The sequence below is a fragment of the Streptomyces sp. NPDC090077 genome (assembly GCF_044747545.1).
In the GTDB taxonomy this organism is placed as follows: domain Bacteria; phylum Actinomycetota; class Actinomycetes; order Streptomycetales; family Streptomycetaceae; genus Streptomyces.
Window position 1 is genome coordinate 1 of record NZ_JBIVEG010000020.1, and the last position, 24,369, is coordinate 24,369.

At 74.2% G+C, this 24,369-nt stretch carries 21 protein-coding genes; 14 read left to right on the forward strand and 7 right to left on the reverse strand.

Annotation, left to right across the window (positions count from 1 at the left end):
* Positions 1–418 precede the first annotated feature (418 nt).
* Together ACIPW5_RS27475 and ACIPW5_RS27480 are read left to right on the forward strand one after the other, a co-directional pair.
* Positions 419–1,333 (forward strand): DUF4097 family beta strand repeat-containing protein, encoded by a 915-nt coding sequence (locus ACIPW5_RS27475; protein WP_401250172.1) that lies wholly within the window; start codon positions 419–421, stop codon positions 1,331–1,333.
* A 1-nt stretch (position 1,334) separates the two neighbouring features.
* Positions 1,335–2,219 (forward strand): helix-turn-helix transcriptional regulator, encoded by an 885-nt coding sequence (locus ACIPW5_RS27480; RefSeq protein WP_401250175.1) that lies wholly within the window; start codon positions 1,335–1,337, stop codon positions 2,217–2,219.
* Here ACIPW5_RS27480 and ACIPW5_RS27485 read toward each other — a convergent pair.
* The 4 genes from ACIPW5_RS27485 to ACIPW5_RS27500 all read right to left on the reverse strand — a co-directional run bounded on the left by ACIPW5_RS27485 (position 2,216) and on the right by ACIPW5_RS27500 (position 5,609).
* Entirely contained in the window at positions 2,216–2,776 is a 561-nt protein-coding gene (locus ACIPW5_RS27485) for a Clp protease N-terminal domain-containing protein (protein WP_401250177.1), read from the reverse strand. The two genes, ACIPW5_RS27480 and ACIPW5_RS27485, sit on opposite strands and share 4 nt — an antisense overlap.
* Positions 2,776–2,985 carry a helix-turn-helix domain-containing protein gene (locus tag ACIPW5_RS27490; protein WP_362467998.1) on the reverse strand — a complete coding sequence of 70 codons (210 nt, stop codon included), beginning with the start codon at positions 2,983–2,985 and terminating at the stop codon, positions 2,776–2,778. The genes ACIPW5_RS27485 and ACIPW5_RS27490 overlap by 1 nt, the downstream gene beginning before the upstream one ends.
* 67 nt (positions 2,986–3,052) lie before the next feature.
* Entirely contained in the window at positions 3,053–4,015 is a 963-nt protein-coding gene (locus tag ACIPW5_RS27495) for a zinc-binding dehydrogenase (protein ID WP_401250181.1), read from the reverse strand.
* Positions 4,016–4,406: 391 nt separating this feature from the next.
* Positions 4,407–5,609, reverse strand: coding sequence for an NADP-dependent malic enzyme (locus tag ACIPW5_RS27500; RefSeq protein ID WP_007266483.1), 1,203 nt, complete (start codon positions 5,607–5,609; stop codon positions 4,407–4,409).
* Positions 5,610–6,135: 526 nt separating this feature from the next.
* Between ACIPW5_RS27500 and ACIPW5_RS27505 the strand changes: the two genes are divergently transcribed.
* Genes ACIPW5_RS27505 through ACIPW5_RS27515 form a run of 3 tightly spaced genes read left to right on the forward strand, consistent with a single transcriptional unit; the run spans position 6,136 to position 8,827 of the window.
* A complete protein-coding gene (locus ACIPW5_RS27505) occupies positions 6,136–7,086 on the forward strand; it encodes an ABC transporter substrate-binding protein (protein ID WP_401250184.1) in 951 nt (316 codons plus the stop codon).
* Between the two features lie 29 nt (positions 7,087–7,115).
* Positions 7,116–8,063, forward strand: a complete 948-nt coding sequence (locus ACIPW5_RS27510; RefSeq protein ID WP_401250186.1) for an amino acid ABC transporter permease — start codon at positions 7,116–7,118, stop codon at positions 8,061–8,063.
* Positions 8,064–8,074: 11 nt separating this feature from the next.
* The gene (locus ACIPW5_RS27515) at positions 8,075–8,827 is read left to right on the forward strand and encodes an amino acid ABC transporter ATP-binding protein (protein ID WP_401250483.1); all 753 of its coding nucleotides are present in this window, start codon (positions 8,075–8,077) and stop codon (positions 8,825–8,827) included.
* A 69-nt stretch (positions 8,828–8,896) separates the two neighbouring features.
* Here the strand turns inward: ACIPW5_RS27515 and ACIPW5_RS27520 are convergent, their stop codons facing one another.
* Positions 8,897–9,667, reverse strand: a complete 771-nt coding sequence (locus ACIPW5_RS27520; protein WP_401250189.1) for a methyltransferase domain-containing protein — start codon at positions 9,665–9,667, stop codon at positions 8,897–8,899.
* Positions 9,668–9,757: 90 nt separating this feature from the next.
* Between ACIPW5_RS27520 and ACIPW5_RS27525 the strand changes: the two genes are divergently transcribed.
* Positions 9,758–10,387, forward strand: a complete 630-nt coding sequence (locus ACIPW5_RS27525) for a CGNR zinc finger domain-containing protein (protein WP_401250192.1) — start codon at positions 9,758–9,760, stop codon at positions 10,385–10,387.
* On the opposite strand, the gene sodX is transcribed toward ACIPW5_RS27525, so the two are convergent.
* On the reverse strand, positions 10,291–10,713 hold the full coding sequence (gene sodX / locus ACIPW5_RS27530; protein ID WP_401250194.1) for a nickel-type superoxide dismutase maturation protease: 423 nt from the start codon (positions 10,711–10,713) through the stop codon (positions 10,291–10,293). The genes ACIPW5_RS27525 and sodX overlap by 97 nt on opposite strands.
* Before the next feature lie 174 nt (positions 10,714–10,887).
* Between sodX and sodN the strand changes: the two genes are divergently transcribed.
* Positions 10,888–11,283 carry a superoxide dismutase, Ni gene (sodN, locus tag ACIPW5_RS27535; protein WP_007266490.1) on the forward strand — a complete coding sequence of 132 codons (396 nt, stop codon included), beginning with the start codon at positions 10,888–10,890 and terminating at the stop codon, positions 11,281–11,283.
* A gap of 84 nt (positions 11,284–11,367) precedes the next feature.
* Here the strand turns inward: sodN and ACIPW5_RS27540 are convergent, their stop codons facing one another.
* Entirely contained in the window at positions 11,368–11,553 is a 186-nt protein-coding gene (locus ACIPW5_RS27540) for a DUF6104 family protein (protein WP_007266501.1), read from the reverse strand.
* Positions 11,554–11,696: 143 nt separating this feature from the next.
* Between ACIPW5_RS27540 and ACIPW5_RS27545 the strand changes: the two genes are divergently transcribed.
* From ACIPW5_RS27545 to fxsT, 7 genes are all read left to right on the forward strand, one after another.
* On the forward strand, positions 11,697–13,760 hold the full coding sequence (locus tag ACIPW5_RS27545; protein WP_401250198.1) for a trypsin-like peptidase domain-containing protein: 2,064 nt from the start codon (positions 11,697–11,699) through the stop codon (positions 13,758–13,760).
* Positions 13,761–13,866: 106 nt separating this feature from the next.
* Entirely contained in the window at positions 13,867–14,883 is a 1,017-nt protein-coding gene (locus ACIPW5_RS27550; protein ID WP_401250200.1) for an AAA family ATPase, read from the forward strand.
* Positions 14,884–14,889: 6 nt separating this feature from the next.
* Complete coding sequence (locus ACIPW5_RS27555; protein ID WP_401250203.1) at positions 14,890–18,240, forward strand: SAV_2336 N-terminal domain-related protein; 3,351 nt, start codon at positions 14,890–14,892, stop codon at positions 18,238–18,240.
* Between the two features lie 67 nt (positions 18,241–18,307).
* Positions 18,308–18,517: an FxSxx-COOH cyclophane-containing RiPP peptide gene (gene fxsA / locus ACIPW5_RS27560; protein ID WP_401250206.1), complete on the forward strand. Its 210-nt coding sequence runs from the start codon at positions 18,308–18,310 to the stop codon at positions 18,515–18,517.
* A 97-nt stretch (positions 18,518–18,614) separates the two neighbouring features.
* Positions 18,615–19,883 (forward strand): FxsB family cyclophane-forming radical SAM/SPASM peptide maturase, encoded by a 1,269-nt coding sequence (locus ACIPW5_RS27565; protein ID WP_401250209.1) that lies wholly within the window; start codon positions 18,615–18,617, stop codon positions 19,881–19,883.
* Positions 19,880–21,196: an HEXXH motif domain-containing protein gene (locus ACIPW5_RS27570; RefSeq protein WP_401250211.1), complete on the forward strand. Its 1,317-nt coding sequence runs from the start codon at positions 19,880–19,882 to the stop codon at positions 21,194–21,196. Before ACIPW5_RS27565 ends, ACIPW5_RS27570 begins: the two co-directional genes overlap by 4 nt.
* A 79-nt stretch (positions 21,197–21,275) precedes the next feature.
* Entirely contained in the window at positions 21,276–24,281 is a 3,006-nt protein-coding gene (fxsT, locus tag ACIPW5_RS27575; protein WP_401250213.1) for an FxSxx-COOH system tetratricopeptide repeat protein, read from the forward strand.
* Positions 24,282–24,369: the final 88 nt, after the last annotated feature.

A 24,369-nucleotide genomic window follows, 5' to 3' on the forward strand; every position in this document is an offset into this window, starting at 1 on the left:
TGGAGTGCGCTGCGCGCACTCCAGCCCGCCGGGCGACCGGCCCGGCACATCCAGCGGTGGCCGGCACAACTCAGCCCCGCCGGCGATTGAGGCGCGGGGGTCTGGGGGCGGAGCCCCCAGGAGGGGTCCGGGCGGAGCCCGGGGAACGGGCGAAGGGTGGGTGGGGGACCTCGCCCCGCGCAGAGGTACGGCCACCCGCACTCGGCCCACCGGCCCCAGCCCCCCGCACCGGCCCCGCCCAGGTCCGACGGACGGAGTCCGGCGCAGCGGCGCGAAGCCGGGCAGGCCCCCCAGGGGCCGGGCGGCGCGAGCGGCGCGGCGGGGAGAGCGGGGGTGCTTGACTTCGGGCTAGCGCGATATATCGTGTCTGCAAGAAGACGCGATATGTTGCGTGCGTCAGCCTGAAGAGGAGCAGCACATGCCAGAGCAGATGACGTGGTCCGTCGCCGCACCGCAGAAGCTCACCTTCGAGGAGCCGGTCAGCGACCTCCGCGTACGCGTCGTCGGCGGCACCGTCAACGTGGTCGCCGCCGAGGAGGGCCCGGCCCGGCTGGAGGTCGCCGAGGTCGACGGGCCCCCGCTGCACGTGGTCCAGGAGGGCGGCACCCTCACGCTGTCGTACGAGGACCTCCCCTGGAACGGCTCCCAGGGCTTCCGGAAGTGGATCGAGGGCAAGCCCTGGAAGGCCTGGGCGGGCTCCTCCCCGGACGGCCGCAAGGCCTGGGAGCGCAGCGTCACGGTGACGCTGACCGTCCCCGCCGGCACCCGCGTACAGCTGGCCACCGTCAGCGCCGCGGCCTTCGTGTCCGGGATCTCCGGCGGGACCGAGGTCAACGGGGTCTCGGGCGACGCGACGCTGGTCGGGCTCTCCGGGCGGGTGGAGGCGCGGACGGTGTCCGGCGGTGTCGAGGCGCAGTCCGTCGCGGGTGAGTTCGGCTTCCACTCCGTCTCCGGTGGGCTGACCGTGGTCGACGGCGCGGCCGGCAGCGTACGGGCCGACTCGGTCAGCGGGGACATGCTCATCGACCTCGTCCCGGACCCGGACGCCGCCCGGCCGGTGGACATCTTCCTGAACTCCGTCTCCGGCGAGGTGGCGATCCGCCTCCCGCACCCCGCCGACGCCAAGGTCGAGGCCAACACCGCCACCGGCAGCGTCTCCAACGGCTTCGCGGACCTGCGGGTCACCGGCCAGTTCGGCGCCAAGCGGATCACCGGCACCCTCGGCTCCGGCTCCGGCACCCTTCGCGCCACCACCGTCTCCGGGGCGATCGCCCTGCTGAGCCGCCCGCAGGCCGCGGCCGCTCCCCTCCAGCTCGACAAGAAGGTGCTCTGACATGCCGCCCGTCTTCGCCCACGGCCGCCTCCGCCTCTACCTGCTCAAGCTGCTGGACGAGGCGCCCCGCCACGGGTACGAGGTGATCCGGCTGCTGGAGGAGCGCTTCCAGGGGCTGTACGCACCCTCCGCGGGCACGGTGTACCCGCGGCTGGCCAAGCTGGAGGCCGAGGGGCTGGTCACGTACGCCACCGAGGGCGGGCGCAAGGTGTACTCCATCACCGAGGCGGGCCGCGCCGAGCTGGCGGGCCGGGTCGGGGAGCTGGCGGACCTGGAGCTGGAGATCCGGGACTCGGTCTCCGAGCTGGCCGCCGAGATCCGGGACGACGTCCGGGGCGCCGCCGGCGACCTGCGCCGCGAGATGCGGGCCGCGGCGTCCGCGACGGCGACGCAGGTCGAGGACGAGAACTGGAAGGTGGCCAAGGAGGAGTTCCGCAAGGCCAGACAGGAGTGGAAGGAGCAGGCCCGCCGGGCGAAGGACGAGAGCCGCCGGGCCCGCGAGGAGGCCCAGCAGGCCCGGCGCCAGGCCAAGGAGGCCCAGGAGCGGGCCCGCGAGGAGGTCCAGCGGATCGCCGCGCAGCTCCAGGAGCAGTTCTCCAAGTCCGGCGGGGTCCTGGGCAGCCTGGCCGGGGCCTGGCTGGGCAACGGCACCCCGGCCGGCCCCGCCGAGACGCCGAGCGCGCCGGGGCCCGCGGGCTCGGGGTGGGCCGAGGACCTGGCGCCCACCGAGGACCCGGCGCGGGACCTGGACCGGCTGCTGGACCGTTTCCGCGACGACGTGCGCGACGCGGCCCGCGACCACGGCGTGACCCCGGCACAGCTCGCCGAGGCCCGCGCCCACCTGGCGGCCGCCGCCGCCCGCATCGCGGCGGGGCTGAAGGCCTAGGCCGCGAGGGCGGTCTCCACCGTGGCGTAGGTGACTCCGTGGTCCGCGAGGGCCTCGGAGGCCGGGCCGGGGCGCGAGACCAGGGCCAGGAGCAGGTGGAGGGTGCCGATGTGACGGTCCTTGCGGCCCAGGGCGATGCGCAGGGACTGCTCCAGGGTCTTCTTCGCGCCCTGGGTGAGGGGGAAGTGGCGCCGGTCCGGGGAGGGCCGGCCCAGGGCCTCGCGGAGCGAGGCGCCCAGCCCCGGCCTACGGGGAGCGGGGGCCGCGAGGGCGCCCGTGCCGTGCGTCTCCTCGATCCGGGCGACGACCTCCGAGAGGTCGATGCCGAGGCCCGCGAGGGCCTCCTCGTCCGCCTTGGACATCCCGCCCCGGCGGCGGGCCGCTTCGAGGTCGGCCGCGACCGCCGTGCCGTCGACGCGCAGCGGGTCCAGTGCGCCGCCGTCCAGCAGCGACAGGAGCAGGTGCTCCTCGGTGACGGCCCCGGCTCCCGCGGCCCGGGCCTGGGCCACCGCACCCGCCACCGCGTACCGCGCGTCCCGGGTGAAGCGTTCGAACATCACAGCCTCCCGTGCTTCTTGTGTACGGCCTGCCGGCTGACGCCCAGCTCGGACGCGATCTCCTGCCAGGACCAGCCCTGCGCGCGGGCGCTGCGCACCTGTACGGCCTCCAGCTGCTCCAGCAGCCTGCGGAGGGCGGCCACGGCACGCAGGCCCACGCGCGGGTCCCGGTCACCGGCCCGTGCGGCGAGGTCGGTCGCTTCGGTCATGCTTGTCAATCTAGGTTGACGCGGGAGGGGTGTCAACCCTGATTGACGTCCGCACGGCCGCCCGGCCTCAGGTCGTGAGGACGATCTTGCCGAAGAGGTCGCCCGATGCGAGCTTCTCGAAGCCCTCGCGGGCGCGGTCCAGCGGCAGGACCTCGTCGATGACGGGGCGGATGCCGGTGGCCGCGCAGAAGGACAGCAGGTCCTCCAGCTCGTCCTTGGTGCCCATGGTCGAGCCGACCACCTTCAGCTCCAGGAAGAAGATCCGGTGCAGCTCGCCCGACGGCGGGGTGCCGCCGCTGGTCGCGCCCGAGATCACCAGGGTGCCGCCGGGGCGCAGGCTCTTGACCGAGTGCGACCAGGTCGCGGCGCCCACCGTCTCGATGACCGCGTCCACGCGGTGCGGGAGCCGGGCGCCCGGCTCGAACGCCTCCAGCGCGCCCAGCTCCACGGCCCGCTTGCGCTTGGCCTCGTCCCGGCTCGTGGCGAAGACCCGCAGGCCGGCGGCCTTGCCCAGGACGATCGCGGCGGTGGCGACCCCGCCGCCGGCGCCCTGGACGAGCACGGAGTCCCCGGGGCGGACCCCGGCGTTGGTGAAGAGCATCCGGTACGCCGTCAGCCAGGCCGTCGGGAGGCAGGCGGCCTCCTCGAAGGACAGCCCGGCGGGCTTGCGCAGCACGTTCCAGGCGGGGACGGTCACCTGCTCGGCGAAGGTGCCCTGGTAGCGCTCGGTGAGGATGGAGCGGGGCTCGTCCGGGCCGACGCCGTGGCCGCTCTGGCCGATCACGGAGTGCAGGACGACCTCGTTGCCGTCCTGGTCGGTCCCGGCGGCGTCGCAGCCGAGGATCATGGGCAGTTTGTCCTCGCCGAGGCCGACTCCGCGCAGTGACCACAGGTCGTGGTGGTTGAGCGAGGCGGCCCTGACGTTGACGGTCACCCAGCCGGGACGGGCCTCGGGGGCTGGGCGTTCGCCCAGCTCAAGGCCGCTCAGCGGCTGGTCTCGGTCGATTCGGGCGGCATAGGCAGCGAACATGGCGCCAGACGCTACCGGTCGGTAGGCCTTCCTGACCAGGGGCGGGTGATCGCGGACCGGCCGGAGTGGAAGTGGTGGTTCGACGCTCAACTACCCTCCGTACCAGGCGGTTTGCGCCCCGCATAGGGCTAACCGGAACGTCGGGAGGGACCCTGGGGAGGGGTAGGATTCAAGCCATGCGGCGCGCTCGACATGAGCCTGTCATTCCCGTCGCGTTCTCGCTTTGCGTTCCCGCGTTCTTCCGCGCGCCCGGCAAGGGGGGCGGAACGACCCCTCCCGGTTCGGGGGCGGGGAGGGTGCGTTCCCGCGGGGGGACGACGCGCACGCGAAGAGGCCCGGCCGGAAGGATCCGGCCGGGCCCCACTCGTGGCACGGTGACTCAGCGTGGCGCTCAGGCCAGGCGGGCCACCCCGTCGGCCTTCGCCGCGGCGGCGACCGCGGCCGTGACGGCCTCGGCGACGCGCTCGTCGAACGGCGACGGGATCACGTAGTCGGCGGCGAGCTCGTCACCCACGACACCGGCGATGGCGTCGGCGGCGGCGATCTTCATGCCCTCGGTGATCCGGGTCGCGCGGACCTTCAGGGCACCCGCGAAGATGCCCGGGAACGCCAGCACGTTGTTGATCTGGTTCGGGAAGTCCGAACGGCCGGTCGCCACGACGGCCGCGTACTTGTGCGCGACGTCGGGGTGGACCTCCGGGTTCGGGTTGGCCATGGCGAAGACGAAGGAGTTCTCCGCCATCGTGGCCACGGCCTCCTCGCCCACGGTGCCGCCGGAGACGCCGATGAAGACGTCCGCGCCCGCGAGGGCCTCCTCCAGCGTGCCGTTCAGGCCGGTCTTGTTGGTCAGGCCCGCGATCTCGGCCTTGACGTCCGTCAGGTCGGAGCGGTCCGAGGAGACCACGCCCTTGCGGTCGGTGACGCAGACGTCGCCGATGCCCGCGTCGACCAGGATCTTGGCGATGGCGATGCCCGCCGCGCCGGCACCCGCGATCACGGCGCGCAGGTCGCCGAGGGTGCGACCGGTGAGCTTCGCCGCGTTCCGCAGGGCGGCCAGCGTCACGATGGCCGTGCCGTGCTGGTCGTCGTGGAAGATCGGGATGTCCAGCGCCTCCTGGAGGCGGCGCTCGATCTCGAAGCAGCGGGGGGCGGAGATGTCCTCCAGGTTCACCCCGCCGAAGGACGGCGCCAGACGGATGACCGTCTCGACGATCTCGTCCGTGTCCTTGGTCGCGAGCGCGATCGGAACCGCGTCCACGCCGCCGAACTGCTTGAAAAGAATCGCCTTGCCCTCCATGACGGGGAGGGAGGCCTCGGGACCGATGTCACCGAGTCCGAGCACGGCCGTACCGTCGGTGACGACGGCGACCACGTTCGACTTCCAGGTGTACTCGTTCACGAGCTCCGGCTGCTCGGCGATGGCGGTGCACACCTTCGCCACGCCGGGGGTGTACGCCAGGGACAGGTCGTCCTTGTCGTTCACCGGCACCGTGGCCTGAATGGCCATCTTGCCGCCCCGGTGCAGTGCGAACACCGCATCGGGGTTGTTGTCCGTCGCACTGTCGCTGCGAGGGTTGACGATCTCCGCTGCCACTTCGTGTGACCCCTTAAGTCCTTTGAATCGTTGAGGGTGGCCACTCCTGGTTAAGGGGTGGGCGGGCACCGCGTCCGTACTCCGCATCGACGGTTGGACCGCCTCCGCGGAGGGGAGGTTCGTACGCGCGGGCGCGCCGCACGCGCGCCCTGAGCCCCGGATGAGGGGTGTAAGGATCTGTTCTACCCGAAGAACACTCGCCCAGACGAGTCGATTCCGGACTGATCGTAGGGTCCTTGCCCCGGTTTTGGCTAAAAGTCCAAATCTCTCTGTCCAGCAGTCGAGACGCACCGTAAATAGTGAGGCGAAAGCGCCAGGTCACGGCGGTTTGTGCGGCTCCGACGGGCCTTGCCCGCAGTCCTGTTGGGTAGTCGGGGGCGCCCGTTATCTGATTTTGACCTGACGGGCACCCTGAATGCGTCAGTCCGAATGGCAAGATGCCGTAATCACACAAGGTCGCGACACTCGATGGTGCGTGTCCGTCCTTCTCTCGGATGCTTTTCCACCCCTGTCGGAGGAACCGCTCATGACCGCAAGCACCACCCGTCGTACGACCGCCGCCCGGTCCCGGATCGCCGCGGTCGGCGCGATCGCGGTCGCCGGCGCCCTGATCCTCACCGGATGTGGCGACCAGACCGAGGGCAACGGCTCCTCGAACTCGGGCAAGGCCGACAACAGCGCCCCGCTGTTCTCGAAGCTCCCGAAGAAGATCCAGGACGCGGGTGTCATCAAGGTCGGCTCCGACACGGCCTACGCGCCGATGGAGTTCGTCGACGGCGGCAAGATCGTCGGTGTGGACCCCGACATCGCCGAGGCCCTCGGCAAGCAGCTCGGCGTGAAGTTCCAGTTCACCTCCGGCACCTTCGACGGCCTGATCACCTCCCTGGAGACCGGTCGCCAGGACATCGCGATGTCCTCGATCACGGACAACAAGAAGCGCCAGGAAGGCCTCGACGACAAGGGCCAGAAGATCGGCAAGGGCGTCGACTTCGTCGACTACTTCTCCTCCGGCGTCTCGCTCCTGGTCAAGAAGGGCAACCCGGACAACATCAAGTCCCTCGACGACCTCTGCGGCAAGACCGTCGCCGTCCAGCGCGGCACCACGTACGAGGACACCTTCAAGGCGCAGGCCGAGAAGTGCGGTGACAAGAAGCTCACCATCGAGGCCTTCGACACCGACGCCGAGGCCCAGACCCGCGTCAAGGCCGGCGGCGCCGTGGCCGACCTGAACGACTTCCCGGTCACCGCCTACACGGCGAAGACCTCCGGCGGCGGCAACGACTTCGAGGTCGGCGGCGCGCAGGCCGACGTCGGCCTGTTCGGCATCGCGGTCTCCAAGGAGAACACCCAGCTGCGCGACGCGCTCAAGGAAGCCCTCGACGCCATCATCAAGGACGGCTCCTACGCCAAGGTCCTGGAGAAGTGGAACGTGAAGGACAGCGCCGTGCAGTCCGCCACGGTCAACGCAGGCAAGTGATCCGAGAGCTCCACTGAAGGGCAGTCATTGTGACTGACAAGATCGACAAGGGTCCGGCCGCCGCTCCGGCCGGACCCGGCGCCTCGGGTTCCCCCTACGAGGCCATCAAGGCCATCCCCGTACGGCACTACGGCCGCTGGATCAGCGCCGTGGCCGTCGCCGCCATCCTGGCGTGGCTCGTCTACGCCTTCTCCCAGGGCAAGATCATCTGGGCGACGGTCGGCGACAAGCTGTTCGACCCCGCGGTCCTCAGCGGCCTCGGCAACACCATCATCATCAGCATCTCGGCCATGGCGCTGGGCCTGGCGCTGGGCATCCTCTTCGCCGTGATGCGGCTGTCGAAGAACCCGGTCACGAGCTTCGTGTCCTGGATCTACATCTGGTTCTTCCGCGGCACCCCGGTCTACGTGCAGCTGCTGGTCTGGTTCAGCCTCCCGCTGATCTTCCAGTACATCAACCTGGGGCCGATCTACAAGAACGAGACCGTCGACGTCATGACGCCGTTCATGGTCGCCCTGCTGGGCCTCGGCCTGAACGAGGGCGCCTACATGGCGGAGATCGTCCGTGCGGGCATCCAGTCCGTCGACGAGGGCCAGACCGAGGCCTCGCACGCGCTCGGCATGACCCAGGTGCAGACCATGCGCCGCGTCGTGCTGCCGCAGGCGATGCGCGTGATCATCCCGCCGACCGGCAACGAGTTCATCAACATGCTGAAGACCTCGTCCCTGGTCTCGGCGGTGCAGTACACCGAACTCCTGCGGGCCAGCTCCAACATCGGCAGCACCGCCGGCGCGGTCATCGAGATGTACTTCGTGGCCTCCATCTGGTACCTCGCGCTGACCAGCGTCTTCAGCGTCGGCCAGTACTACCTGGAGCGCCGCTACGCCCGCGGCTCGCTGCGCAGCCTGCCGCCCACCCCGTTCGAGCGGCTCAAGGCCAACCTGAACATGTTCCGCCGTACGGAGGTGGCGAAGTGACCGCCCAGCCGATGGTCAAGGCCGAAGGCGTCCACAAGTCGTACGGCGCCGCCCACATCCTCCGGGGCATCGACCTGGAGGTCGCCCCCCGCGAGGTCTTCTGCCTGGTCGGCCCGTCCGGCTCCGGCAAGTCCACCTTCCTGCGCTGCATCAACCACCTGGAGCGCATCAACGCCGGCCGGCTCTCGGTCGACGGCCAGCTGGTGGGCTACAAGCAGAAGGGCGACAAGCTCTACGAGCTGAAGGACAGCGAGGTCGCGGCCCAGCGCCGGGACATCGGCATGGTCTTCCAGCGCTTCAACCTCTTCCCGCACATGACGGCCATAGAGAACGTCATGGAAGCCCCGGTCCTGGTCAAGGGCGAGAGCAAGGCCGTGGCGCGCGAGCGCGCGGTCAAGCTCCTCGACCGCGTCGGCCTCGGCACCAAGGGCGGGAACTACCCGTCCCAGCTCTCCGGCGGCCAGCAGCAGCGCGTGGCGATCGCCCGCGCGCTGGCCATGGAGCCGAAGCTGATGCTCTTCGACGAGCCCACCTCGGCCCTGGACCCGGAGCTGGTCGGCGACGTCCTCGACGTCATGCGGGACCTGGCCGAGTCGGGCATGACCATGATCGTGGTGACCCACGAGATGGGCTTCGCCCGCGAGGTCGGCGACAACCTCGTCTTCATGGACGGCGGCGTCGTGGTCGAGTCCGGCAACCCGCGCGACGTGCTGGGCAACCCGCAGCACGACCGGACCAAGGCGTTCCTGTCGAAGGTCCTCTAGCCGGAAAACGCTGACGCAGGGGCGGTACGGGTTCCCGTACCGCCCCTGCGGCGCGTGCGCCCGAAGTTCCTACCGGAGTCCTAGGACCAGGGCGTCGGAGGGGGAGCGCCAGACCGTCCGGGCCTCGGCGAAGCCGGCCCCGCGCAGGGTGCGGGCGTGCCAGGCCTCGTCGGGGGTGTCGCCGTCGGCGTGCTCCCCGTAGATCTCGAACCGGGCCGCCACCGCGTCGGCGAGCACCGGGTCGGAGCCCGCCAGGCTCCACCACTCCCGCCAGTCCAGGGCCCCTGCCGCCCGCGCCCGGTCCATCCCGGCGTGCCGGTGGGCGCGCTCGGCGGCGCCGATCCGGGGGGTGGCCGGGTCGGGCATGTGGTCGGCGTTCATGAAGACCCCGCCGGGGCGCACCAGCGGGGCGATCTGCCCGTACAGGACGGCCAGCTCCGTGCTGGGCAGCCAGTGCAGGGCGGTCGCGGTCAGCACGGCGTCGTACGCGTCGTACGGGAGGGCCGCGCGCCAGTCCGGGTCCTTGAGGTCGGCGGTGACGAAGGAGACCCGGTCGTCCCCGGCGAAGTGCCCCCGGGCGATCGTCAGCAGCGCGGGGTCGAGGTCCAGGCCCGTACTGGAGGCTTCCGGGAACCGCTGCAGCAGCCGGTCCGTGATACTTCCCGTACCGCACGCGAGGTCCAGCACCCGGGGGGAGGGCCCGGTGAGGGCCTCCACCATGTCCAGCATCACCCGGAACCGCTCCTCGCGGTCGGGCATGTACCACTCCTGCTGGCGGTCCCAGCTCTCCTGCCAGGCCCGCCAGTCCGTACCGAACGAGCCGGTCACCGCGTCCGCCATCACGAACCCCTCCACACGTAATACCCTCGAAGGTCAAGCAGCCGTTACCCGGCTGATGTCGACAGTAATTCGCAGCCGTAAGGACTACAAGTGGAACTGGCCCATTACTCGGACTTCGCCGTGCGCCTGGTCAACACCGAGGAGCCGGCCCGCAACAAGGACGCCCTCACCTCGGTGGACGACGTCCGCGCCCTCTTCGGCGCCAGCGTGCAGATGGCCCGCCGGGTCACCGACACCGACGTCACCCGCTTCCGCAACGTCCGCGGCCGGCTGCGCGCCGTCTTCGAGGCCGCCGACCGCGGCGACCACGCCCTCGCCGTCGACCTGCTGAACTCCCTCCTCATGGAGTTCCCCGTCAGCCCCCAGGTCACCGGCCACGACACCGTCCGCGAGGACGGCAGCCCCGACTGGCACATCCACCTCGCCGAGCACCCCTCCAACGCCTCCGCCGGCTACGCCGCCATGGCCGCCATGGGACTCGCCTTCGCCCTCACCGAGCACGGCCCCGACCGCCTCGGCCTCTGCCAGGCCCCGCCCTGCCGCAACGCCTACCTCGACACCTCCACCAACCGCTCCCGGCGCTACTGCTCCGACCGCTGCGCCACCCGCGCCAACGTCGCCGCCTACCGCGCCCGCAAGCGGCTGGAGGCCGAGGCGTCCGCACGCAGCGGCCGCACCGCCGACAGCGCCCAGGACAGCCACGCCCTCAGCGAACGCTGAGCCGCCGCCGGGCGCGGCCGCAGCCGCAGGAAGGCCACCGCCAGCACCAGCTCCTCGGGGACCGCGCCGTAGTCGGTGCTGTCCCCGGTCTCGTTGAACGGGTTGTCCCCGAGCACCCACCAGCCGCCCGGCCGGCGCCCCGCCGCCCGCTTCACCACCAGCAGGTCCTGCTGGAGCGGATGCCGGAACACCACCACGTCACCCGGCCGGACCAACGCCCCGTACCGGACCAGCAGCCGGTCCCCGTGCACCAGCGTCGGCACCATCGACGGCCCCGTCACCTCGGTGATCCCCACGCGCACCCGCACCCGCCCGCTCTCCGCCATCTCCGGCCTCCTCATCGCTCCCCGCATGCTGCCGCACGGCCCCGTACGTTCGCTCACCCCCGCTCGGCCGGGGCTGGACTTTTGTCCTAAGCCCATGGGGGCGCCCGCGATTTCCGGATTCTCAGCGAGTAATCTCCACCCTTGAGAAGACGATCACGAGGAGGACCCACTCCAATGCTTTCCCGCTTCTTCGCCCCCAAGGTGAAGGTCTCCGCCCACTGCGACCTGCCCTGCGGCGTGTACGACCCGGCCCAGGCCCGCATCGAGGCCGAGTCCGTCAAGGCCGTCCAGGAGAAGTACCAGGCCAACGAGGACGCCGACTTCCGCGCCCGCGCCATCACCATCAAGGAGCAGCGCGCCGAGCTCGCGAAGCACCACGTCTCGGTGCTGTGGAGCGACTACTTCAAGCCCCCGCACTTCGAGAAGTACCCCCAGCTGCACACCCTGGTCAACGACACCCTGAAGGCCCTCTCGGCCGCCAAGGCGTCGAACGACCCGGCGACCGGCGCCAAGGCCCTGGAGCTCATCGCCGAGATCGACCGCATCTTCTGGGAGACCAAGGCCGCCTGATCCGGCGCCCTCCCGGCAGCACACGGCAGAGGGGCCCGACCGCACGCGGTCGGGCCCCTCTGCCGCGCTCACGCGCTGCTCGGACTACTCGTCGTCCTCGTCCTCGTCGTCCAGCCGGGCCAGCCAGGTCGCCAGGCGTTCCACCGGGACCTCGAAGTCCGGGTTCAGGTCGACGAACGTGCGGAGCTGCTCGGCGAGCCACTCGAAGGTGACCTCCTCCTCGCCGCGCCGCTTCTCCAGCTCCTCGATGCCGCGATCGGTGAAGTACAAGTCGGGCTCCGTGCCGTGTCGTGGTGATGGGGGTGTTTCCCGCCAGGATAATCCGCTTACTCCCGAGACCCTCCCGCCCACCCGTCACCCGGCGCTACCGTGGACGCCCCTTCACGGGACGAGCGGGGGACGGGGGGCCAGAGATGCCGGACGGGCGCACGGCCGGATCCGCGCGCGCCTTCGAGCTCCTGGAACCCCTCGTCCGGGCCGCCACCGTACGCGTCCACGCGCCCCCGGACGGGTATGAGAACCCCGGGACGGGGCCGACGTGGGGGAGCGGGTTCTTCATCGCCCCGGGCTGGGTCCTGACGTGCGCGCACGTGGTCGGCGAAGGGGGTGCTGCCGTGCGGCTGGCCGGGCGTGAGGTCGGCATCACCTTCTTCTCCGGCGGCACCGGGGGCCCCGGCCCCGACGGCGCCACCGGGACGGTCACGGGCCGGGTGGAATGCGTCCTGCCCGAACGGCTCGACGAGCGGCGGCCCGGCCGCCGCGCCCTGTGGGACCTGCCCGACCTGGCGCTCGTCCGCGTCCTCGCCCCCGTCACCCACGCCTGCGTCTGGCTCACCGACCGGGCCAGACCCCGCCTCGACGAAGCCGCCTACTTCGGCTGCACCGAGGAACTCGGCTTCCGCGAGATCACCGGCCGCACCACCCGGCTCCGCGGCATCGCCGCGGGCGGGGCCGCGATCCGCCTCGGCGACGACGACGAGATCGAGGCCGGCATGTCCGGCGGGCCCGTGGTCGACCTCGCCCGCGGCGAGGTCGTCGGAGTGGTCAAGGCACGCCGCAGCGGAGCCGGCGGGGGCCTCGCCGTGTCCGTGGCCCAGCTGCGGACCCTGCCCATGGCGGCCACCGGCCAGACCGGCCTCTACCGCAGGGTCATGCAGGCCCACGACCTGTACCACTACGACCGGCACCTGAGCGACCTCGACAGCCGCCGGACCTGGACCGACGTGCACGACGAACTGCCCGACGGCGACGGCGACCCCTACGGCGGCCGCGGCCGCCTCACCCCCGGCGAGCGCACCACCCTGTGCGGACTGCTCGCCGAACTCCCGCCGCCCGGCTCGTCCGAGGCCGTACGGGAACTCGCCGAACAGGCGCGGGGCGAGGAGCCCGACACCACCCTGCCCGCCCCCCTCAGCTGGCGCGACGGCCTCGGCCTGCTGCACGACCCGCCCGGCGCGGGCGGCGAGGCCGCCGCCATGCTCCGCTACGCGACCGGCGTCAGCGTCGCCGACCACCGCGAGCCGCCCGCCCCCGGCGCGGACGAGGAACTGTGGGACTGGGTGCGCGCCACCGCCGAGCGGCTGTGGCGCCCCCTGCGCCGGGAACTGGGCGAACGGCACGAACGCGGCCTCGCCGAACGCGAACGCCGCCGGCGCGCCGCAGGCCGGGAGGTCCACGGCCCCGCCCGCCGCCCCGCCGTGCCGACGCCGGGGCCCTCGGTGCTGCTGGAGGCCTGGGCGCACGGCTGGGAGGAGGTCTACGACTGGCGGGTGTCCGTCCTGGCCGGCCCGGCCCGGCCCGACCGGGTCACCCCCGTCGCCGCCGGCGTGCGCGCCACCCTGGCCGCCCTGCCCGAGGCCCTGCGCGCCCCGCTCGCCGAAGGCTTCCGGCGGTGCGACACGCACGAGGCGGCCGCGCTCCTCGAAGTCGCCGTCGCCCCCGAGCTGTTCGGGCTCGCGGTCGACGAATGGACCGTGTCGGGCGGCACCCCGGTCGGCGTGCAGCGGCCGGTGGTGTTCCGCTCCGGCGGACCCGTCGCCGCCGGACGGTGGGCGCGCGTGCAGGCCGGCCCGCTGCTGGACCAGCGGGCCGACTGCCTGCGCGGCCGGCCCCGCAGCCCCTCCCCGGGCTGGCTCGCGGGGCTCCTCGACAACACCGTCCCGGTGCTCTGCCGGGCCGCGGACGCCGAACCGACCCTGGGCGCGCTGCACTCCGTACACGAGGCCGGCTACGGGGTGGCCGTCTGCCGCAGACCCCCGGCCGACCCGGGGGCCTCCTGCGCCCCCTTCCACCGGGGCCTGCGGGAGGAACTCGCCGAGGCGGGCCGGGGCGCGGTGCTGCCGCAGCGCCTCCAGGCCCTGCGGCAACGGGCGTACGGGGCGGATCCCGACGCCTACTGGGCGGCCGGGCTGGCCCTCGTCTGGGACGACCCGGCACGGGCGCTGCCCGAGGACGAGCCGCTGCGGGGGGACCTGTGAGGCGGGCCCCCGGGACGGTCCCACCGGAGCCCCCGGGGGCAGGGGCGGCAGCGGCAGCGGGGTACGGGCGGTGCGGGCGGTGCGGGACGTGCGGGAGGGAGCGGGCGTGAACGACGAATGGCTCATCTACCGGGGCGTGGGCGAACCCCACGACGGGATCGAGGCCCTGCCCGAACCCCCGCCCTGGCGCGACTTCGACGGCGGCCCCGCCGTCGAACCGGGCGGGCCCGCCGCGGCCGCCGACGGCAACGTGGCCCGCCGCCTCGGCGCCCACCGGCAGGCCGCCGAACTCCACCGGCCCGAGCCCGAGGAACTGGAGGCCGTCAACGCCGCCCTCTACCTGCGCCGGCCCCTCCTGGTCACCGGCTACCCCGGCACCGGCAAGTCCACCCTCGCCCACGCCGTCGCCCACGAACTGAAACTCGGCCGGGTCCTGCGCTGGCCCGTCGTGTCGCGGACCGTGCTCCAGGAGGGCCTCTACCGCTACGACGCCCTCGCCCGGCTCCAGGACGTGCAGATCGCCGCCGGAGCGGGCGCGGCCGGACCGGCCGGGGCACCCGGCATCGGCAGGTACATCCGCCTCGGCCCCCTCGGCACCGCCCTGCTGCCCACCGAACGCCCCCGCGTCCTGCTCGTCGACGAACTCGACAAGAGCGACATAGACCTGCCGAACGACCTGCTGAACGTGCTGGAGGAAGGCGAGTTCACCCTCCCCGAACTCGAACGCGTCGCCGACTCCGAACCCGAGGTGCAGGTCCTCACCGACGACGGGGCCAAGGTCACCGTCCGCGACGGCCGCGTCCGCTGCCGCGCCTTCCCCTTCATCATCCTCACCAGCAACGGCGAACGGGACTTCCCCGCCGCCCTGCTGCGCCGCTGCATCCAGCTCAAGCTCGGCCAGCCCGGCGAGAAGCGCCTCGCCACCATGGTCCGCGCCCACCTGGGCGAGGAGGCCGCCGAGCTCGGCGCCGACCTGATCCGCGAGTTCCTCACCCGCTCCCGCTCCGAACTGGTCGCCGCCGACCAGCTGCTCAACGCCATCTACCTCACCCACTACGCCGCCCCGCCCAGCCGGGACGACCTCGCCGACCTGCTCATCCAGCGCCTCGACCGCCCGAGGTGAGCCGCCGTGCCCCAGGAACCCGCCCGCCCCGACGGGGCCGCGGCCGCGGACATCCGCGCCCTCGCCGGGCTGCTGCGCGCCGCCGGCCTCGACCCCTCCGCCGAGGAACTGGCCGACGCCCTCTGGCTGGCCGCGAAGGCCGGCAGCACGACGGCCCGGCCCGCCGGAGCCGCCCCGGAACCCGGCCCCGCCGCGCCCGGGGAACCCGCCGCCCCGGCCGGGCCCGAAGCCGCCGCCGAACCGCCCCCGGAGCCGGAAGCGGAGGAACCGGACCCCGAGGACCCGGTCAGCCTCTACCCCGCCGGGGAACCCGCCGCCCCCGACACCGGGGCCGCCGCCGAGGTCCCCGTCGCGGGCGCGGTACCCGTCCGCGTCCCCGGCGCCGCCGCACTGCCCCGGATCCTGGAGATCCAGCGGGCCCTGCGCGCCCTCCAGCGGCACCGGCCCCCCGGCCGCCCCACCCGCACCGTCCTCGACGAGGCCGCCACCGCCGAGGCCAGCGCCCGCGCCCTCGGACTGGTCATCCCGGTGTTCCGGCCGGAGAGCCGCCGCGAGGCGACCGTCCGGCTGGTCATGGACGCCTCGCCCTCCATGGCCGTCTGGCAGGAGATGTTCGAGGAACTCCGCTCCGTGTGCGAACGCCTCGGCGCCTTCCGGGACGTCCAGGCCCACCACCTCCACCGGCTCCCCGACGGCACCGCCGCCGTCGGCCGCGGCCCCGCCCCCGGCCCCGGACTGCGCTCCGGCGACCAGCTCCGCGACCCCACCGGGCGGGCCCTGACCATCGTGGTCTCCGACTGCGCCGGCCCACTGTGGCGGGAGGGCGAGGCCCAGCGGCTGCTGCACCGCTGGGCCGAGTGCGCGCCCTGCGCCGTCGTACAGCCCCTGCCGCAGCGGCTCTGGGGCCGCAGCTGGCTGCCGACCGAACGCGGGCTGCTGGAACGGGCCGGCACCGGCCCGGGCGGCAGCACCGGCGGCGGCCCCAGGCTGCGGTTCCGGCCCGACCGGCCGCCCCGCCCCGGCCGGCCCACCGGCGGCCTCACCGTGCCCGTGCTGCCGCCGAACGCCATCGCCCTCGGCGCGTGGGCCCGGCTCGTCGCCGGCCTCGGCACCGGGCCCGTCCCCGCCGAGGTGGGCCGCGTCCTCGCCCGCCACCCCGCCGCCCCCGTACCCCTGCCCCCCACCGCCCGGCCGCCCCGCGAACTCGTCCGCCGGTTCCGCTCCTCCGCCGCGCCCGGCGCCGTCCAGCTCGCCGTGTACCTGTCGGCCGCACCGCTGACCCTGCCCGTGATGCGGCTGGTCCAGCGCACCATGCTGCCCGACTCGGAACCCTCCGACCTGGCGGAGGTCCTGCTCAGCGGACTGCTGCGGCGCAGCGGCGAACCGGCCGGGCAGTGGTACGAGTTCGTACCCGGCGTGCAGGAGGTGCTGCTCGGGCCGCTGGGCCGGGACGAGGCCGCACTGGTGCTCAAGCACTGCTCCGAGTACGTCCTCGCCCACTTCGGCCGGGGCGTGCGCAACTTCCCCGCACTGGCCGTCGCCCAGCTCACCGGCGAACCCGCGGCCGACCCGGACACCGCCCCCGCCCCCGGACCGGACGCCGCGTGGAACGGCGGCCGGATCCCGCCCGGCCGGCTCCCGCAGGCCTTCGCGCAGGTCTCCGCGAAGGTCGTCCGCCGCTACCTGCCCGGCCCGCCCGAGGACGCCCCCGAACCCCCCGCACCGCCCGTCCCCGTCCCCCTCGCCGACCCGCCGCCCGGCCGCGCCTGGGCGGTCCGCGCCGCCCGGGAGCGGCTCGCGCCGGGCACGCCCGACGCCGACGCACGGCCCCTGTACGAGTCCGCCGCACTGCTGCGCCGGGCCCTCGCCGCCCCGCCCGCCCCGGACGACCCGCCCGAGGAGGCCGAAACCGAACTCGCCGGGGTACTGCTGCGGCTGTGGGCCGTCCAGCGGGACCCCGAGCTCCTCGACGAAGCCGAACGGGCCGTCACCGGGCTGCACACCGCCGCCGGCCGGGCAGCCCTGGGCCGGGTGCTGTACGAGCGGGCGGTGGCGGCGGGCGCGGCCCCCGAGCTGCTGGCCGCCGCCGACCGGGAGTTCGCCGCCGCGGCCGCCGACCCCGCCCTGCACCGCGACTGCGCCGTCCTGCGGGCCCGGACCCTGCTCCGGCTGGCCGTGCTGCGCGACGACGCCGGGCCGCTGCACGAGGCGCGGGCCGCCCTGGAACCGGCCGCCGCCGACGCCGGGGCGGCCGACCCGGAACTCCTCCTGACCCTGGGCCGCGTCCTGGTCGCCCTGCTCCCGCGCACCCCGGACCCGGCGCAGCGCACCGCCCTGGCGGAGCAGGCGGCGGACACCCTGACCACGGCCCTGACGACCCTCCTCGCCCCCACCCCGGGCCCCACCCCGGCCCCCTCCCCGGACCCGGACCCGGACGCCGCCGTTCCGGAGCCCGGCCGCCCGGACCCCGGACCCGAGGCCCCCGCCCCCGACCCCGCCCTCGCCGCACGGGTCCGCGTCGAGCTCGGCGCGGCGCTGCGCCACCTGCCCGCCCGGCTGGAGGAAGCCTCCGCACAGCTGGCGCAGGCCCTGGAGGAAGCGGCCGGGGACTCCGCACTGCGGCTCGCCGCCCTGCTGTGCCTGGCCCGCGTCCACCGCGCCCGGTACGCGCGCGACGCCGACCCGGCGGCCCTGGAGGAAGCCGCCGAGGCCTACGGCCGGGCCCGCCGGCTGATCCCCCGGGACGGCGAGGCCTTCGCGGAGCTGCTCCCCGAATGGGGCGACGTACTCCTCGACCGGGCCCGCACCGCCGACGGCCGCGGCTTCGTCTCCACCGCCGTCCGCGTGCTCCGCGAGAGCCGCGCGGCCGTGCCCCAGTCCGCCCCCGGGGCCGCGTACCGGCTGCGGCGGCTGGCCGCCGGACTGCGCCTGCGGCACGCCCACGAAGGCGACCTCGTCGACCTCAGGGAGGCCGAGTACCTCCTGGAGCTGGCCGCCCGGCAGGGCCACGGCCCGCTGGAACGGGCCCTCGCCTGGCGCGAGCACGGGGACGTCCAGCAGGAGATCCACGCCCACACCCGCACCGCCGACCGCCTCGACCGCGCCGCCGACTCCTACCGGCGCGCCTGGCGCGCCGCCGTGGAAGCCGACCGGGACGAGGGCGCCGAGGGGGCGCTGCCGCTCGCCGCCCGGGTCCAGGAACTGCGCGGCGAGGTCCTGGAACGCCTCGCCCGCCCCCGCGCCGCCCTGGACGCCTACCGGGCCGCCCTGGAGCTCCGCCGGCGCCTGGGCGACCCCGACGGCGAACCGGCCCGCGCCGTCCGGGCCCGCGTCCGGGCCCTGGAGGCAGGCACCTGAACCGTTTCCCCCCGCCGGGCGCAGGGAAAGGGCAGTGGACCACACACGACAAGGGGACGGGCAGCCCATGGTGACCGGACGTCAGGAAGCGGCAGCACCCCCACCGGCCCGCCCGTGCCCCGGGCCGCGGCCCGGACTCCCCGACCTCACCGGGATCGACCTCGCCGCCCTGCGCGGGATCGACCACCCCGTGCTCGCCGAGGTCATCGACGGCCTGGTCGACCGGGTCACGCACCCGGCCGAAATCCTCAACGCGTTCGACTCGGGCGTCGCCTGACCACCCCCGCCCCGCGCCGGAGTTGACCACTTTCCGCCGTTAGCCGGGCCCCCGCGGAGGGCAGGGATGGACCGTCCGCAGGGGAGAGGTACAGGCGATGAGCCAAGCGATCACGAGCGGTCCCGTGCCGCCCGTGCACCGGACCCTCGCAGGTCACGCCCGCCACGCCCGCTGGCCCTACGCCCGGCTCGACGTCCCCGGCCTGCGCGCCGCGGGCCACCGTCCGCAGCCGATCCGGCAGTTCGTCCTCAAGACCCACAGCCGCTGCAACCTCGCCTGCACCTACTGCTACGTGTACGAGATGGCCGACGGCAGCTGGCGCACCCGCCCCGCCACCATGGCCCCCGCCACCGCCCGGCGCGCCGCCGAGCGGATCGCCCAGCACGCCGCCGCCCACGCACTGCCCCGCGTCGACCTCGTCCTGCACGGCGGCGAACCCCTCCTCGCCGCACCCGCCGCCCTCGCCGCCCCCGTCGAAGCCGTACGGACCGCCGTCGCCCGGCACGCCCCCCGCACCCGCGTCACCGCCGCCGTCCAGACCAACGGCACCCTCCTCACCCCCGGCCGGATCACCGCCCTGGCCGCCGCCGGGATCCGGGTCGGCGTCAGCCTCGACGGCGGCCTGCCCGCCCACAACCGCCGCCGCGTCGACCACACCGGCCGCCCCGGCTTCGCCGCCGCCGCGCGCGGACTGCGCCTGCTCGCCCGCCACCCCGACAGCTACGCCGGGATCCTGTGCGTGGTCGACATCGCCCAGGACCCCGTGGAGACGTACGACTCCCTCCTGGCCTTCGCCCCGCCCCGCCTCGGCCTGCTCCTGCCCCTGGCCAACTGGAGCACCCCGCCGCCCGGCCTCCCCGCCCCCGGCAGCCCGTACGCCGACTGGCTCATCGCCGTCTTCGAACGCTGGTGGCACGACCGGGCCCGGCGCACCGGCATCCGCATCTTCGAGGAGGTCATCGCCCTGCTGCTCGGCCTGCCCGCCGCCACCGAAACCCTGGGCCTGGCGCCCGTCACCACCGCCGTCGTCGAGACCGACGGCAGCATCGAACAGGCCGATTCGCTGAAATCCGCGTACGAGGGGGCCGCCGCGACCGGCATGACCCTGGAACACCACAGCTTCGACGACCTCCTCGACCACCCCGGCTTCGCCGCCCGCCAGCTCGGCCGGGACGCCCTCGCCGCCGGCTGCCGCGCCTGCGAACTCGTCGAGGTGTGCGGCGGCGGCCACTACCCGCACCGCTACCGGGCCGGGGACGGCTTCCGCCAGCCGTCCGTGTACTGCGCCGACCTCCAGGCCCTCATCCGGCACATCGCCCGCGCCCTCCACCAGGCCGCCACCACCCCCGGGCGGGCCGCCTCATGACCCACGGCACCGACACCGGCACGAGCCTCCCCGCCCAGCGGACGCCCGGGACACCCGGGCAGGAGCTCGCCCGGTTCGCCGTCAGCTCCCACACCCTGCGCGCCCTCGCCTCCACCGAACCCTCCGACGAGGGCACCCGCCTCGTCCACGACGTACGCCGCTCCAAGCGGCTGCTCCTGCTCCGCGCCGTCCTGGACGCCGCCCCCGGCGCAGAGACCGCCGAGCACTGGGCGCTCCTGGAGGAAGCCGAACGCCAGGACCCCGCGGCCGTGCACGACGTACTGCACTACCCCGCCACCGGCGTGTGGGCCGAGGAGACCCTGCGCCGCCTGCACGCCACCGAGGGCCCCCCGCCCGACCTCGGCCACCTCGGGGCGCTCGCCGTCGCCGCCGCACTCCGCGCCGGAATCGGCTTCAAAGCCACCCTGCGCCCCGTCAACGGCCGCCTCGTCCTGCCCACCCTCGGCCTGCTCCGCCCCCACGGCCCCGGCCGGCTCGCCCTGACCGAACGCTCCTGGGACACCGCCGACGCCCTCCCGCTGCACGCCCTGCCCGGCGGAGCCCTCACCTCCCTCGACGACCTCGACCCCTACCGGGCCCCGCACACCGGCCCCGGCCCCGACACCGGCCCCGCCGCCGTCCGCCCGGCCCGCCGGCTCACCCCCAAGGGGCACAAGCGCTGGGACATCCAGTGGTCCGGCGCGCACACCCTGCTGGGCCGCTACGACTCCGCCCGCGCCGAGGAGATCGGCCTCCTGCTGCGCTCCGTGGTCCCCCTCGCCGGCGGCTCCCGCTCCACCGGCGCCACCCTGCCCGCCGCCGCCGGCTCCGTCCTGGCCCGCGCCCAGGCCCCGCCCGCCCTCGCCGCGACCCTGGTCCACGAGGTGCAGCACGGCAAACTCGCCGCCCTCGCCGACGTCCTCACCCTGCACACCGCCGACCGGACCCCCCGCCACTGGGCACCCTGGCGCGCCGACCCGCGCCCCCTGGAAGGCCTGCTGCACGGCGCCTACGCCCACCTCGCCCTCGCCGGGTACTGGCAGCACGCCGCCCTCTACGGGGCCCGCGGCGCCTGGGCCCAGCACGCCCGGATCCGCGCCCAGGTCGCCGCCGTCCTGCCCGCCCTGCGCGCCCACCCCGCACTCACCGTCACCGGAAGGGAGTTCGTCGACGGCATGGCCGCCGCCGAGCGGGCCATGGACGCCACCCCGCCCCCCGGCGACCAGCACGCCGGAGCCCGCCGCACCCTCGAACGCGAACGCCGCGCCTGGTGCGAGGCACACCCCGAACTCGCCCCGTTCGTACGGGTATGACGCCCCGTCCCCTGCGGTACCTTTCAAGCCGCACCGCCCCGCACCCCGTCCATCGCACGGACCCCAGGGAGACGGCCGCATGACCGGTACCGCCATGCGTCACGACCGCGACGGAGCCGCCCCCGCGCAGCGCTTCGTCATCAGCTTCACGGGCTTCAACCGCCCCTGGGCGGTGTGGATCGCCCACCGCCTGGAGGAACACGGACACCGCGTCGTCCTCCAGCGCTGGGACCCGCAGAGCAGCCCCGGCGGGCTCACCGAGGCCCTCGACGACCTGGCCCGCGCGGGCGGCCGGATCCTCGTGGTCCTCAGCGAGCGCTACTTCTCGGCCGGCACCCACACGGACGAGGAGTGGAACACCGCCCTGCGCACCGTCACCGCCTCCCACCCCGACCGGTTCGCCGCCGTCTGCCTCACCGACGCCCCGCTGCCCAGCGCCGTCGCCGCCCTGGAGAAGACCGACCTCTGGGGCCTGGACGCCTACGAGGCCGAATACCGGGTGCTGCGCCGGCTGGACCTGCCCACCGACCGCATCGGCACCGAGAGCGGCCGCCGCGGCCCCCGGTTCCCCAACGACCCGCCCGAGATCTGGGGCCGCGTCCCCCGCCGCAACCCCCGCTTCACCGGCCGCAACGACGTCATCGGCCGGCTCCGCGCCGCCCTCACCGAAGCCCCGCCCGGCGCCTCCACCGCCACCCTGCTCGGGCTCTCCGGCGTCGGCAAGACCCAGGTCGCCACCGAGTACGCCTACCGCTTCGCCTCCGAGTACGACGTCGTGTGGTGGGTGCCCGCCGAGGACCGGCCCACCCTGCGCGAACGCCTCGCCGACCTGGCCCCCGCCCTCGGCCTGCCCCGCGGCGCCGGCAGCTACGGCGAGCAGATCCGGGCCGTCCTGGAGGCCCTGCGGCGCGGCTCCCCGTACCACCGCTGGCTGCTGGTCTTCGACGGCTGCGACAACCCCGACGACCTCACCGACCTGCTGCCCTCCGGCGCCGGCGACGTCATCATCACCTCCCGCAACCGCGAATGGGCCACCCGGCACACCAGCCTCGTCGAAGTCCCCCTCTACGCCCGCCCCGAGTCCGTCACCTTCATCCGCCGCCGGGCCCGCCGGCTCACCGGCGACGAGGCCGACCAGCTCGCCGAGGCCCTGGAGGACTACCCCCTCGCCCTCGACCAGACCGCCGGCTGGCTCGCCGACTCCCCGCTCGGCGTCGGCGAGTACCTCAGCCTCCTCCAGCACCGCCTCGACTCCCACGAGGCCGTCACCCTCTCCGACGACTACCCGCTGCCCTTCCCGACCGCGCTGGCCATACTCCTCAACAACGTCCGGGAGAACTTCCCCGACGCCCTCGCCCTGCTGCGGCTGTTCGTCTTCTTCGCCCCCGGCCGCGTCCCGCTGCGCCTGCTGCGCGAATTCCCCGCCGACGGGGTCCCCGAACACCTCGCCGGGATCCTCAACGACCAGATCCGCTGGAACGCCGCCCTCAACAAGCTCGTCCAGTTCTCCGTGGTCCGCCTGGAGTACTCCGACCTCTCCGTCGAGGAGGGCGGCGGACTGGAGACCGTCCAGCTCCACCGCATGGTCCACAACATCGTCCGCGAGAACCTCGCCGAGGACGAGGCCGACCGGCTCTCCCGCGCCGTCCGCCAGGTCCTCGCCGCCGCCGACCCCGGCCGCCCCACCGACTCCCGGCTCTGGCCCCGCTACGCCGAACTCATCCCGCACCTCGACCACGCCGGGGTCCTCACCAGCAGCAACCCCCGCATCCAGAACTTCCTGCTGCACTGCCTGCGCTACCTGATCCTCGCCGGCGAGTACCGCACCTGCCTGCGCCTGTCCGAACAGACCGACGCCGTCTGGCGGGCCATGCTCGGCGACGACCACGACCAGGTCCGCGAACTCAGCTACCACCACGGCGGCGCCCTGCGCATGCTCGGCCACTTCCGGCAGGCCGAGACCCTCGCCCGCAACGTCGCCGACCGGCTCCTCGCCGAACGCGGCGACCGCGACCTGGAAACCCTCCGCGCCACCAGTACCTACGCCGGAGTCCTGCTCAGCACCGCCAAGTTCGACGAGGCCCGCGAACTGCTGGAACACGCCTTCGCCACCTACCGCGAACTCCTCGGCGAGGACGACTCCACCACCCTCGGCGCCCAGAACAACGTCGCCGTCGCCCTGCGCCTCCTCGGCCGCTACCAGGAGGCCTACGACACCGACCTCGACACCCTCCGACGCCGCGAGCGGGTCCTGCGCGTCCGGCACATCGCCACCCTCTCCTCCGGCATCGGCTGCGCCATGGGCCTGCGCCTGATGGGCCGCTACCGCGAAGCCCTCGCCCGCCAGGAACAGGGCCTCAAGCTCCACGTCCAGGTCCTCGGCGCCAACCACCCGCAGACCCTGCGCGCCGAACACAACCTCGGCCAGTGCCTGCGCCGCACCGGCGACATCCCCGGCGCCGGATCCCGGCTCCGCAGCGTCCTGGAACGCTCCACCCGGGTGTTCGGCGCCGAATTCCCCTGGACCCTCATGGTCGCCTCCGACTACGCCACCTACCTGCGCGAATACGGGGACATCGAGGAGGCCCGCCGGATCTCCGAGGAGGTCGTGCGCGGCTACCAGTCACAGCTCGGCCTCGCCCACCCCTACAGCATCGGCACCGTCGGCAACCTCGCCCTCGTGCTCCGCGCCCAGGGCGAGCGCACGGAAGCCCTGAACCTCGCCGAACAGGCCCTGGTCGGCATGCGCGGCGCCCTCGGCGACCACCACCCCTGGACCCTGGGCTGCGCCCTCAACGCCACCGGCCACCGCAACATCACCGGCCGCCTGGAAGCCGCCCTGGACCTCAGCCGGGAAACCCTCCGCGGAGCCGAACGGGTCCTGGGCCCCGACCACCCGATGGCCCTCAGCGCCCAGATCGCCCTCGCCGCCGACCTCCGCTCGGTACGCGAGGACGCGGAGGCCTCGAAGCACGAGGACGCCGGCCTCAAGGCCCTCACCCGCACCCTGGGCCCCCAGCACGTCCACACCGTCTCGGCCCGCCAGCAGACCAGGCCCTACTGGGACTTCGAACCCCAGCCGTAGCCGGATCCGGCCCCGGCAGCGGCGCGGAAGCCGGAAGGCCCGGCCCCCCAGGTGGGGGGCCGGGCCTTCCGTCACGTGCAGGGCGCGT